The 12,126-nt window shown below is 74.7% G+C and carries 7 protein-coding genes; 3 read left to right on the top strand and 4 right to left on the bottom strand.

The features are described 5' to 3' along the window. Window positions 1-296 precede the first annotated feature (296 nt). Complete coding sequence (locus AB0411_RS24120; RefSeq protein WP_366419362.1) at window positions 297-1,937, top strand: FAD-dependent oxidoreductase; 1,641 nt, start codon at window positions 297-299, stop codon at window positions 1,935-1,937. A gap of 337 nt (window positions 1,938-2,274) precedes the next feature. On the opposite strand, the gene AB0411_RS24115 is transcribed toward AB0411_RS24120, so the two are convergent. From AB0411_RS24115 to AB0411_RS24105, 3 genes are read right to left on the bottom strand one after another with little or no spacing between them, the layout of a single operon-like run. Then, the gene (locus AB0411_RS24115; RefSeq protein WP_366419361.1) at window positions 2,275-4,215 is read right to left on the bottom strand and encodes a helicase-associated domain-containing protein; all 1,941 of its coding nucleotides are present in this window, start codon (window positions 4,213-4,215) and stop codon (window positions 2,275-2,277) included. Next, window positions 4,212-5,663 (bottom strand): SWIM zinc finger family protein, encoded by a 1,452-nt coding sequence (locus AB0411_RS24110; RefSeq protein WP_366419360.1) that lies wholly within the window; start codon window positions 5,661-5,663, stop codon window positions 4,212-4,214. Before AB0411_RS24110 ends, AB0411_RS24115 begins: the two co-directional genes overlap by 4 nt. Beyond that, complete coding sequence (locus AB0411_RS24105; RefSeq protein WP_366419359.1) at window positions 5,660-8,602, bottom strand: DEAD/DEAH box helicase; 2,943 nt, start codon at window positions 8,600-8,602, stop codon at window positions 5,660-5,662. Before AB0411_RS24105 ends, AB0411_RS24110 begins: the two co-directional genes overlap by 4 nt. Before the next feature lie 670 nt (window positions 8,603-9,272). Here AB0411_RS24105 and AB0411_RS24100 point away from each other — a divergent pair. Both AB0411_RS24100 and AB0411_RS24095 read left to right on the top strand, forming a co-directional pair. Further along, window positions 9,273-10,838 (top strand): UvrD-helicase domain-containing protein, encoded by a 1,566-nt coding sequence (locus tag AB0411_RS24100; RefSeq protein ID WP_366419358.1) that lies wholly within the window; start codon window positions 9,273-9,275, stop codon window positions 10,836-10,838. Between the two features lie 71 nt (window positions 10,839-10,909). Next, window positions 10,910-11,224 carry a DUF6343 family protein gene (locus AB0411_RS24095; protein ID WP_366419357.1) on the top strand — a complete coding sequence of 105 codons (315 nt, stop codon included), beginning with the start codon at window positions 10,910-10,912 and terminating at the stop codon, window positions 11,222-11,224. Window positions 11,225-11,546: 322 nt separating this feature from the next. Here the strand turns inward: AB0411_RS24095 and AB0411_RS24090 are convergent, their stop codons facing one another. Continuing rightward, complete coding sequence (locus AB0411_RS24090) at window positions 11,547-11,960, bottom strand: tetratricopeptide repeat protein (protein WP_366419356.1); 414 nt, start codon at window positions 11,958-11,960, stop codon at window positions 11,547-11,549. Window positions 11,961-12,126: the final 166 nt, after the last annotated feature.

Here is a 12,126-nt window from a genome sequence, read left to right as displayed (position 1 = left end):
GCGGGCACGGCCTGAGGGGGAATCATGATGGGGAAATCGGGGGGCGGCAGGCCGGCGTTCGCGCCGGCCTGCCGGATCCCACAACGGGCGCAACTGCTTCCACCGGCACCTCTGCGCCTTCTGCGGACCGCATCCGCGTCCCTGCCGTTCTCGTTGCCGGCCTCGTTCACGGCCGCCACCGACGCCGTCATCGCCGCCGCGCGCCGGCGTTCCCGACCGTATGCGGAACCGCCCTTTCTGGACGTGTCCCGCACCCGCCGGGAATCCGTGCTCCGCCGCCGAGAAAGGGACTGCCCATGAACGGGTCGAGCACGACGAGCAGCAACGGGCTCCAGTTCACCCATCCCCACCTCGCCGTGGTGCTCGGCGGCGGCTTCACCGGCATGCTCGCCGCCGCGGCACTGTCCCAGCACGCCGACGTCGTCATCGTCGAGCGGGAGCGGCTGCCCCGCACCCCCGCGCTGCCCACGGACCTTCCGCAGGCCCGGCACGCCCATCTGCTGACGGCGGACGGCGCCCGGCTGGTCGACGCCCTGCTGCCCGGCAGCCTCGAACGCTGGCTGGCCGGGGGTGCCCGCACAGTGCCGAAACCGGCGGAGTTCGCGGGCCGGCACCCTGCCGCCCGGTTACGCCGACGGGCCCGCGCGGAGCAGTTGATCGCCTGCTCCCGCGACCTGCTCGACCGGGTCCTACGGGAACAGGTGCCGGCCCTCCCCGGGGTGACGGTGCTCGACGGAACCGAAGCCGCCGGGCTCACCGGCACCGCGGAACACGTCACCGGGGTGCGCGTCCGGGACACCACGACCGGCGCCGCCTACCGCCTGGACGCCGACCTCGTCGTCGACGCCACCGGCCGGCACTCCACCACCCAGAACCGGCTGGCCGCGCTGGGCCTGCCCGCCGCCCGCGAAGACGTCGTGGACGGCAACACCGTCTCGGCGACCCGCATCTTCCATGCCCCCGCCGGCAGGGAGGACTGCCCGGTGCTCACCACCCGTTCGGCGTTCACCGGCCCGTTCTCGGGTCCTGCGGCATCACGCCGCCCGGTTCCCGCCAGGACGGCGACGCTGGTCCCGATCGAGGGCGGGCGCTGGCTGGTCACCCTGACCGGCACCGGCGACGACCGGCCCAGCGAACACGCGGGCAGGTTCGTGCCGTTCGCCCGCCGCACGGGCAACGCCGTCATCGGCGACCTCATCGCGGACGCCGAGCCGCTGAGCGAGGTACGGCTCTCCCGCGACACCACCAGCCGGCGGCGGCGCTACGAACAACTGCCGTCCTGGCCCTCGGGGTTCCTCGTCCTCGGTGGCGCCCTGGTCTCGCTCACCCCCGACTACGGCCAGGGACTGTCCCTCGCCGCGCATGGCGCCGCCGCGCTGCGCGGGGCACTACGGCGGCACGGCATGGACGACCCTGCGCTCGCCCGGAAGGTGCAGCGGACCCTCGGACGCCTCGTCCGGACCCCCTGGACCCTGGCCACCGGCACGGCCCTGCCCTCCCCCGCCGCCGACCGCCCCGCCGTCGGCCGCGCCTACCTGGACGTCCTCACGACCGCCGCCCCGACGCCCCCGGCCCTGCGCCTCTCCGCCGCCCTCGGCCTGTTCCGGGACACGGCACGCACCGGTCCGGCGGCCGACGGCGCCCCGAACGGGCCGGCCTCGCCGAAGGCGGCCCCCGCCCCGCGGCCGACGACGACCGGCCCCGCATCGCCCCCCGCCCCGCGTCCCCCGGCAACGCCCGCTCCCGGCTCCGCCCTCGCCCCGACACCCGCCGCCACGCTCTCCGCCGCACCACCCGCGCCGGGAGCGCCCGCGGCCCCGCCGCCCCACCGCCCCGACTCCGAGGCCGCCGCCAAGCGCCTCCCCCGCCTCTGCTTCGGGCCGACGGCACTGCGCCGTATCGGCGGGGCGGGCCGGAGGAAGCCGGCCGACGGCTGAAGCGGCGCGCCCCGGGGCCGGCCGCCCCGAGCTGGGGCGCCGTCACGGCTCCTTGCACCACCCGGAGCAGGGCGCCGCAAGGGAGATCCACCGCCCGTACGCCCCACGGCGGGTGCGGGAGCAGGCCGACGGCCCCGCGACGCTGTCGGGCGTGCGGTGCACGTCCGGGAGGGTGCGGTCTAGCGTCCGCTCCGGGACCGCTGCGGCGCGGAGCCGAGTGGGCGGACCATCGCGAAGATGGCCGGCGACGCGTGTCCGACGCGCACGGGCGGTGCGGAGTACGAGAAGCCGGCCCCCGCGCAGCGGTCCGGGCGGGGCGGCGCGGGGCAGCAACCGGTCAGCTGTCGCCGGTCGTTGCGGCCTCCTGGGGTTGCGCCGGGAGGCCCAGGAGCCGGTGGGCGAGGGCGAGCGGTGCGTGCGGATTGCGGGACGGGGCGGGAGCCTTGGTGCGGTGCGCGGGGAGGCGTTCGACGGTGGTGGTGCCGGTGTCGGATTCCAGGGCCGGGGCGTAGCCGACGGCGCGCAGCGCGTCGAGCGTGGCGGTCGGCGGGCGGCTGCTGACCAGGACGGTCGGGGCGATGGCGCGCAGTTGGAGGTCGCGCAGTGCGCGGTGGGCGGCCAGCTCTTCGACGAGCGTTTCGTCGTCGGAGCGGATGCAGCAGGCGGCGGGCAGGACCCGCATCCGGCCGTGGGAGCGGGCGGCGTCCTGGACGAGGTAGCACAGCGGCTGCGGCAGGGTGCCGGTCGACGAGGCGCGGGTGAGGTCCTCCAGGAGGGTGTCGGCGTGGTGGCCGGCGTCCAGCGCGCGGCGTACGGACCGCGGGGTGAAGCGCCAGGTCACGGCGTGGCCTTCGGATTCGCGGTCGGCCGCGGCGGCGAGGAGTCCGGCGAGCGCGGCAGCGGGTCGGCCGGGCACGACGGCGGTCAGATCGGCCTGGAAATGGGCCTGTTCGAGGAGCGGCGGGAGCAGGTCGGCGAGCGGTTCGTCGAGGGCGCGCGGGTCGTCGAGCAGCGCCCGGCCGAGGGGGGTGAGGGTGCCGTGGGCGACCAGGCCCAGGAAGGCGGCCTCGTGGAGGGTGTGGGCGGCGCGGTCCTGGGCCATCGGCTGGTGCCCGACGGCGAGGGGGCGGTGCCAGTCCGCGGCGCGCAGGAGGTCGTCCCACGGGGTGCGGGTGCCCGCCGCCTGCTCCGGGGGATCGGGGAGCGGCAGCGGCGGGAGGGGTGTTCCCGCGCCGAGGGGGACGGCGGCCAGGGCGGCGAGGAGTGCGTGCCGGAGGGCGGGGGCGTGCCGGTCGTGGCCGCGGACCAGCGCGGTCGGGGTCTCGCCGAACGGGGTGTGGGTGGGGATGTCCCACAGTCCCGACCAGGCGGCCAGGAGGGGCGCGAGGCGTGCTCCGGGCGGGCGGCCGAGCCAGTCGTCGTAGGCGCCGGTGGGCAGGGCGGTGATGCCGGACGGGCTCCGGGTCAGCGCGATCAGGTCGGCGGCGAGCGCGAGGTCGAGGAGGAGGCGGGTGTGCGGTTCGGTGGCGCCGGCCGCCTTGGCGAGCCGTTTGATCTCGCGTACGGCCAGGCCGCCCGACTTGCGCAGGGCGGCGGGCTGCGTGGCCAGGGCGGCCAGCAGGCGGTCGGCGGTGGCGGCGAGGGTCGCCGCGGCGGCCCGGGATTCGTCGTGCGGCGCGGTCGGGGCAACCGTTGCGGCGGGGGCGGCTGTGTCATCCGATGCGGGCCGAGGGGCGTCGGCGAGGAACGGGCCGAGGTCGTGGGCGGCCAGGAGTTGTGGGACGCGCGGCGGCACGACGATCGCGCCGTCCCCGGCCGGCGCGGCGAGTGCGTCGTCGTAGAGCCGCTGCAGTGCGGTCTCGGCGGCGGTGCGCGGGGGGCCGGGCGAGGCGGCGCCGAGGGCGGCGTACACGTCCTCGGGCGGGACGGGTTCGGTGGCCAGGTGCGCGAAGGACAGCCGGTGGGCCATCAGGGACTGGTAGTCGGCACCCGGTGCGGGGGCGGCGGGCCCGGGGGCGGCGCGCGCGGCGCGTTCCTGGCTGATGCGGGCGGTAGTGGCGAGCACCTGGAGCCGGGGGTGGTCGAGATGCAGCACCAGATGGTGGAGGGTTTCGTAGGACCACAACGCCTGGGCCAGGCCGCGCAGTTCGGTGGGCGCGGGCCGGCGGGCGAGCGGTTCGGCATGGCGGGCGAGGAGCGCGGCGAGCTGCTCGGGGGTGCGCCGGGCGAGGGACCGGGTGACTGCGTCGAGACCTTCCACGGCGTCGAGGTTAGTCATCGCGCGAGCAGAGCGGTGAGGGCGCCCACGGGGTCGGGGTCCGCGGGGCCGGTGGGCCACCAGTCGTCGGTGCCTGGCTCGGATTCGTAGGGATACCAGCGGTTGTCGTGACCGAAGCGGAGCTGGATGCCGCGCTCGGCGTCGGTGAGGTGGTTGTGGCGCGGGCGCAGGGCCGGGAGGTCGGCGGCGAGGAGGGCGCTGCGGGCCCGGTCGAAGTCGCCGGCCGGGGGGTTCCAGGCGGCTTCGAGGAGGGCGAGGCCTTCGGGGCCGCCCTGCCGCCAGGCGGCGACCGAGCGGGCCACGTCCGTGGTCGTCCGGCCGGTCGCCGCGGCGAGGTCGCGGTAGAGGGCCCGGGTGGCGGAGGTCAGGCCGGCGGTGGGGTGGGCGGTGGCCGCCAGCCGGATGGCGTCCTCCCATACGGGCAGCGCCGGGAAGGGGCCGGGGACGGGCGGCCGACCGCCGCCGGAGACCGGGGCGCCGGCGGCGGACACGCAGGCGTGGGCGCGGGCCGCGGCGTCGGCGGCGAGGAAGGCGAGGGTCTCGGGGTCGAAAGGGAGGTGGTCGGCGTCCGGCAGGGCCGGGGGGTGGCCGGGCCGGGGCGGGACCGGCAGCGGTGGGGGGAGCGGCGGACGGGGCCGGTCGGCGAGCGCCTCCCGGGCGAGGACGCCGCGGGCCGGCGGTGCGGCCTTGTCCGCAGGCTCTCCGGGGCCCGCGTCCGGGGCCGCCGGGGCGCCTGGCACGGAGGCGGCGCGTGGTGTGGCGGGACCGGGGGTGCGGCCGTGCGGGGGCGCCTGGGGAGTGGCGGGCGTCCGGGCGCGGGCCTCGCGGGCGGTGAGGGCGGTGTTGCGGCGGGCGAGCGCGTCGAGGAGTTCGCGTTCGCCGCGGCCGCGCATCAGCAGCAGGACGAACGGGTCCGTGTCCAGGAGGCGGGCGGTCTGGAAGCAGAGCGCGGCGGCGTGTTTGCAGGGCCTGCCCTGGTCGGGGCACGAGCATCGGGGCACGAGGTCGCCGGGTCCCGGGAGGAGGCGCACCTCGCCCTCGGCCAGGGCCCGGGGCAGCTTCTTGGACAGCAGTGCCGTGAGCTGTCCGGGCTCCGCGGCGATGGCGTCCAGGAGGCCGTCCCACTCCTGGTCGGTGAGGGTCCTGAGGCGGATCTCGGCGCTGTAGGGGCGGGGTCTGCTGCCGCGTACGGTGGCGACGATGCGGCCCGGCGTGACGTTGATGGTGTCGACGTGGCCGTCCCGGGCGTAGGTCCGGCCGCGGGCGAGCCGGGCGCTGTCGAGGGCCGTGGTCTCCAGGGCGTCCAGCCAGGCACTGCCCCACCAGGATTCGGCGAACAGCCCGCGGGCGCCGGTCCGGAGCGGCAGCGGCGGGAAGGTGCGCGAGCGGTCCGCACGGGCCAGGCGGTCCGCGGCGGCGGCACGCCCGGAGGCGGGGCGGGGGGTCATCCGGGCCTCCTGAGGGAGACGAGGTCGGCGAGTTCGGCATCGGAGAGTTCGGTGAGCGCGCTGTCGCCGCCGGAGAGCACCGCGTCGGCGAGAGCCCTTTTGGCGCCGAGGAGCCGGGCGATGTTGTCCTCGACCGTGCCTTCGGTGATCAGCCGGTGGACCTGGACGGGCTGGGTCTGCCCGATGCGGTACGCACGGTCGGTGGCCTGCTCCTCCACTGCCGGATTCCACCAGCGGTCGTAGTGGATCACGTGGCCGGCGCGCGTGAGGTTCAGGCCGGTGCCCGCCGCCTTCAGGGACAGCAGGAAGACCGGGGCGTGGCCCGACTGGAAGCGGTCGACCATCTTCTCCCGTTCGGCGACCGGGGTGCCACCGTGCAGGAGCTGCACCGGGATGCCCCGGTGGGTCAGATGGTGTTCGAGCAGCTGCGCCATGCCGACGTACTGGGTGAAGACCAGGGTGGCACCGCCCTCGGCGAGGATGGTGTCCAGGAGTTCGTCGAGGAGTTCGAGCTTCCCGGAGCGCGCGGCGAGGCCGGGCGCGGCCTCCTTGAGGTACTGCGCGGGGTGGTTGCAGATCTGCTTCAGGGCGGTGAGCAGCTTCATGACCAGGCCGCGGCGCGCGATGCCCTCGGCGGTCTCGATCCGGGCGAGGGTCTCGCGGACGACGGCCTGGTAGAGCGCGGCCTGTTCGCGGCCCAGCGCCACCGGGTGGTCCGTTTCGGTCTTGGGCGGCAGTTCGGGGGCGATACCGGGGTCGGACTTCTTGCGGCGCAGGACGAACGGGCGCACCATCCGGGCCAGCCGCTCGGCCGCCCGCGGGTCCTCACCGCCCTCGACCTCGCGGGCGTGCAGCGCACGGAACGTCTTGAGGGACCCGAGCAGCCCGGGGGTCGTCCAGTCGAGGAGGGCCCACAGCTCGGAGAGGTTGTTCTCGACGGGCGTGCCGGTGAGGGCGATCCGGGCCGGGGCCGTGATGCTGCGCAGCGCCCGGGCCGTCGAGGAGCGCGGATTCTTCACGTGCTGGGCCTCATCGGCGACGATCCAGGCCCACGGGCGTCCGGCGAGCTCGGGGGCGCTGCTGCGCATCGTCCCGTAGGTCGTCAGGACGAAGCCGCCGTCCAGGCCGTCGAGGCTGCGGCCCGCGCCGTGGAAGCGGCGTACGGGGGTGCCGGGGGCGAAGCGTTCGATCTCGCGCTGCCAGTTGCCGAGGAGGGAGGCCGGGCAGACGACGAGGACGGGTGCGGTGGGCCCGCGGTGCAGGTGGAGCGCGATGACGGTGATGGTCTTGCCCAGGCCCATGTCGTCGGCGAGGCAGCCGCCGAGGCCGAGGGAGGTCATGGTGTCGAGCCAGGCCATGCCCCGTAGTTGGTAGTCGCGGAGGGTGGCCCGCAGTCCGGGCGGCTGGGGCAGCGGCCGTGCTTCGGCGGCAAGGCGGGCGCGCAGCGCGGCGAGGGCGCCCTGGGGCACCACCTCGACCTCCTCGCCGTCCACCTCCGCGGTGCCGTGGAGCGTCGCGGCGAGAGCCTCGGCAGGCTCCAGGTAGCCCAGTTCGCGTTTCCGGGCCTTGCGGACGAGCCCCGGATCGACCAGGACCCACTGGTCGCGCAGCCGGACAACGGGGCGGTGCGCCTCGGCGAGGGCGTCCATTTCCACCTCGCTCAGCGGCACCCCGTCCATGGCCACCTGCCAGCGGAACTGCAGCAGTTCACGGGTGTCGAAGAAGCCGAAGCCGTCCGCGGCCGAGCCCGGTGCCGGGCGCAGCACCGCCGTCGCGGTCAGGCCACGGGCCAGTTCCCTGGGCCAGTGGACGCCCACTCCCGCGGCGCCCAGACGCGGCGCGGCCTCCCCCAACAGGTCGTACAACTCGTCCTCGGCGAGCGGCAGTACGTCGGGGACCGGCTGCTCCAGAAGGCGGGTGAGCGGGGGCCAGATACGGGCGGCGCGGCGCAGGGCGAGGAGGGTGTCGACACGGGAACGCGGCCCGAAGTGGTCGGGCCCTTCGCCTTCCCACAGGCCACGGGCGTCCGCGACCAGGGTGGGGTCGGTGAGGCTGTGCACCTGGAGGACCGCGGCGGCCGCACTGCGCTCCTCGGCACCGCCCGTCCCGCCGTCCTCCCCCCTGTCGAAGACCTTGTGCGGGGCCAGATCGAGGCGCAGCGAGAGCCGCACCCCGGCGTCGACCCCGGCCGCGACCTCGGCGGCCCACTCCCGGGCGCCGGGAAGGTGCTGGGGCTCGGTCGCGGCGAACGGGCCGCCGGCCACCAGCCCGGCGGCCGGGGTACGCGGCAGCGCATCGGCGACCGCATCCACATAGAGCCGCACCAGGGCCGCCGGGTCGTGCACCTGGAGCGGGCGGCTGCCGGCGATCGGCACGGCGTGGGCCTCGGCGGGCATGGCGGCGGCGACGGCCCGGAGATGCGCGATGTCCTCGGGGTCCAGCGGCCCGGCGCGCCAGGCGTCGGTGTCCTCGGCGGTCAGCCCGGGGAGCAGCCTGCCGCGGGCGGCGAGATGCAGCGCATGCAGGGTGGCCGCACCCCAGCAGGCGGCGGCCGGGTGCGCGGCCGGGTCGTGCCGCGCGCGGACCAGCAGCGGAACGGCGTCGACCAGCGGCAGCAGCACGGCAGGGACCGTACGACCACGGGCGCCGTTCCCATGGCGCCGGGCGACCACGAGCTCCCCCGTCTCGACGGCCCCACCACTGCCCGCCGTTGCTTCGCCGCTCCCTGCACATCCGGCGTCCGGGAGCGGGCCGCCATCGGGCCGCCACAGGGCGATCTTCCCGGCGCGCGGCGGCTGGGCGGGCAGGAAGACGGCAGCGCAGCGCAGCGCCGCAGCGCTGTGGTCGCCGCTCTCCCCCACGCCCCCGGTGCGGGGCGTGGGCGACGCGGGCACCGGCCGGGCCTCCGCTGCCGTCTTCGCGTCCCACCGCCTCGTCATCTCGTTCCTTACTGCTTGGTCGTTCAGGACTGCTCGGTCGTTCAGGTCGTTCACTGGGTGGGCGTTCTTGCCTGGTCGTTCGCTACTCGGCCGGGCACGGCACTGTCGTCCGCCGCGTAGGCCATCGCCGCGTGGGGGCTCGCGGCGTCGACGTCCACTGCACGGCCGTTCGCGGCGCGGGCGTCCGCTGCACGAGCGTCCACCGCGTCGCCGCACCGCTCCGGCCGCGGCACCCGCAGAACCTGCCGCACCCAGCCCGGCCCTGCGCCCCGACCTGCGAGTCTACGGTCGTACGCACCACGCCTCCCGCGTCCCTCCCCAGCGTTCCCACCTCCCTCGGTGCACCGGTGCCGGGCCATGAAGCACCGGACACCTGCCCGGACCGAATCCGCGCTTGTCGGCCGCGCGTGCTCGGACCGCGCCCCGCCATCGGCGCCGGCATCGGCGTCGGCGTCGGTCGGCATCGATATGGACTTCGGCCTCGGCATCGCCATCGATGGAAGCAGACAGCACTGACAACGCAGCGCCAACGCATCCCGACCAGGCCTTCTGCGCCCCCGCCGGGGTTATCCACAGCCCGCAGAAATCTTCTCTTTCCTCCGCTCGAATCCGCTACGGTAAGTGACATCATCACTCTCAGTAATCGACTGGAATCGGTGAGGAGCACGTCATGCACACCCCCACGCCCGAACAGTCCGCCGCAGCGGAGGCCTTTCCGACCGGCTCGCATCTGGTGATCCAGGCCGGCGCAGGGACCGGCAAGACGACGACTCTCGCGATGCTCGCCCGCACCGCACGCCGGCAGGGCCGGACAGGCCGGTACATCGCCTTCAACAGAGCCGTCGCGCGCCATGCCGCGCGGTCGTTCCCCGCCGAAGTGTCCTGCGGGACCGCCCACGCCCTCGCCTACACCGCCGTGGGCAGGCGCTACCAGGCACGAATGAACGCCCCTCGGCAGGCAGGATGGCGCACGGGCGCCGCCCTGGGCATCGACGAGGCCATGACCGTGCGCATCGGCGCACGCAAGATGACCCACAAGGCCCTCTCGCACACGGTCCTGCGCACCGTCACCCGTTTCTGCCAGTCGGCGGACGAAGAGATCGCGCCGCATCACGTCCCGCCCCTGCGTGGAGCCGAATCCGCGCCGCTGCACGCGGACCTCGCCGACCTCGTCCTGCCCTACGCCCGCAAAGCCTGGGCCGACCTGCACCATCCGGACCGCGGCGTCGTCCGCTTCGAGCACGACCACTACCTCAAAATGTGGGCGCTGCGTGCCCCCGTCATCCGGGCGGACTTCCTGCTGCTGGACGAGGCGCAGGACACCAATCCCGTGGTCGAGCAGGTCTTCACCGCGCAGCGCGACCATGCCCAACTGGTGCTGGTCGGAGACTCGGCCCAGGCCATCTACGGCTGGCGCGGTGCGCGCGACGTCATGAGCGGTTTCGACGGCAAACAGCTCAGCCTCTCCCGCTCGTTCCGCTTCGGACCGGCGCTCGCGGCCGAGGCCAATCGCTGGCTCACCATCGTCGACGCCCCGATCCGGCTCACCGGATCACCCTGCCTGGCCACGGAGTTACGCACGGTCCGCACGCCGGAGGCGATCCTGTGCCGGACGAATGTGGGAGCGATGGTGGAGGTGATACGGCAGCTGGAGATGGGGCACCGGGTCGCCCTCGCGGGTGGCGGCGAGGCTCTCGGCGCCCTGGCACGCGCCGCATACGACCTCGAAGCCGGCCGCCGCACCGTGCACCCGGAACTGATGCTCTTCGAGACCTGGGCCGAGCTGCGCGAGTACGCGGAATTCGATCCGGCCGGACGAGACCTGTTGCCCCTGGTGGAGCTCGTCGACGAGCACGGCACGGAGGCACTGCTGCACGCCCTGGATCGGCTCTCGCACGAGGACTCCGCCGAAGTGACGGTGTCCACGGCGCACCGGGCCAAGGGCAGGGAGTGGGCAAGCGTGCGCATCGCGGACGATTTCACGGGCCCCGACGACCTCGACGAGCCCGGCGAGGACGGGACCCCGATGCCCGGCCCGATCGACCTCGACGAAGCGCGCCTGGCCTATGTCGCCGTGACCCGTGCCCGCTCCCTCCTCGACATCGGTGGGCTGTCCTGGATCAACAGCCACCCCTCCGGCGACCCACCGCTCTCCGACCCCCGCCCCATCGACCCCACCGAAAGGACACCCCCGGAAGAGCCGACACACAGACCAGCAGGCATCAGGAAAAGCTAGGGAAAGAAGTGCCGAGGACAGGTGACCGGCGCACCGAACGGGAGGATCCTGGAGGTGGGAGATGGGTGCCGATGCGTACGGGAAATGAGCCCCTTCAGGCACGCAGCCCGCTGAAAATCCGCTGCGGACTGGCGCTGTGGGGGTTGCTGTGGGCGATCGCCGGAGCCGTGGCCTTCATCAATGCCGGGCGGCCGGAATGGGCGGCGGCATGTGCCGCACTGGCCATGGTGGCCCTCACCGACCTGGCCATGGTGATCCGCCACATCCGCCAGGGACCGCACTACCAGCCGGGAAAAGACATACCGCCCTACGCCCCCGACCGGGGCCACAACGAGACGTTCGGCATACGCAGCGGCCCCGGCCGGAGACGGAACACCAGACCGTAAGCCCTGCGGCAGCGGCACGAAGGTCCTGCGCATCGCGACAGGCAACAGATCGAGGCGCCACCGTGGCCACGAGAGGGTGACACCTCTCCGCGATCGACTCGGAAGGCACAGGCACAGCGGAGAGCACAGAGAGCGCGGCCGGTGTGCAGGACCTGGGCGACGCGCAGGGTGTCGTCGAAGCAGAGGCTACGGGTGCCGCTGAGACCGCACCCGAGGCCGAGGCGGAGGCCGAGGCCGAGGGCACCGGCGACGCACGGGCGTCGCCGAAGCCGAAGGTACGGGCGCTGCGGAAGGCGCAGGTGACGCAGAAGGCGCGGCGCGGCTACTCCCGCTCGCCGTCCGGACGATCGCGGTCCTGGTGGCCGTTGCCCGTGCCGGGTGCGAAACGGGCGGCTTCGATGAACTCCGGGCGCGGTTCGAGCGCCGCTGCCAGTCGGAAGTGGCGCATCGCCTCCTCCGCACGGTCGGCGCGTTCGAGAGTGCGGCCGAGGGCGAAGTGCGCGAAGGCATTGTCCGGCTCACGTTCCAGCACGATCTGAAACTCGAGTTCCGCGGGCCGCAGTTGAGCGGAGAGGAAGAAGGCACGCGCCCGCAGCAGTCGGGCCGCGGTGTTCTCGGGGTGCGCACTGATGACCGAGTCCAGCAGCCGGATCGCGCCGCGTGGGTCACGGGCCGCCAACAGCTGCTCCGCGGCGCGGAAGTCGATGACATGCGTCTCGGGGCTGCTCTCGGGCACGACTGCTCCTCTCCATCGCCGTCGGGGCACGCATCAGCCACGGACCGTACGGCGCTACCTGCGGCAAAACAATCCCCTCGGTCGCGGCATTCCCCGACCGACATGGCCTCAACCGACTCTCCCGCCCTCGGGGCAAGCACACGCCCCGCTGAGCCAGAGGCCATCC

The sequence above is a fragment of the Streptomyces angustmyceticus genome (assembly GCF_040701845.1).
In the GTDB taxonomy this organism is placed as follows: domain Bacteria; phylum Actinomycetota; class Actinomycetes; order Streptomycetales; family Streptomycetaceae; genus Streptomyces; species Streptomyces angustmyceticus_A.
This window is presented reverse-complemented; position numbering and strand designations above follow the sequence as displayed.

Coding starts and splice junctions, on each gene's coding strand:
- AB0411_RS24115 (WP_366419361.1), bottom strand. CDS start 4,215: ATGACTAACCTCGACGCCGTGGAAGGTCTCGACGCAGTCACCCGGTCC.
- AB0411_RS24095 (WP_366419357.1), top strand. CDS start 10,910: ATGCGTACGGGAAATGAGCCCCTTCAGGCACGCAGCCCGCTGAAAATC.
- AB0411_RS24120 (WP_366419362.1), top strand. CDS start 297: ATGAACGGGTCGAGCACGACGAGCAGCAACGGGCTCCAGTTCACCCAT.
- AB0411_RS24105 (WP_366419359.1), bottom strand. CDS start 8,602: ATGACGAGGCGGTGGGACGCGAAGACGGCAGCGGAGGCCCGGCCGGTG.
- AB0411_RS24100 (WP_366419358.1), top strand. CDS start 9,273: ATGCACACCCCCACGCCCGAACAGTCCGCCGCAGCGGAGGCCTTTCCG.
- AB0411_RS24110 (WP_366419360.1), bottom strand. CDS start 5,663: ATGACCCCCCGCCCCGCCTCCGGGCGTGCCGCCGCCGCGGACCGCCTG.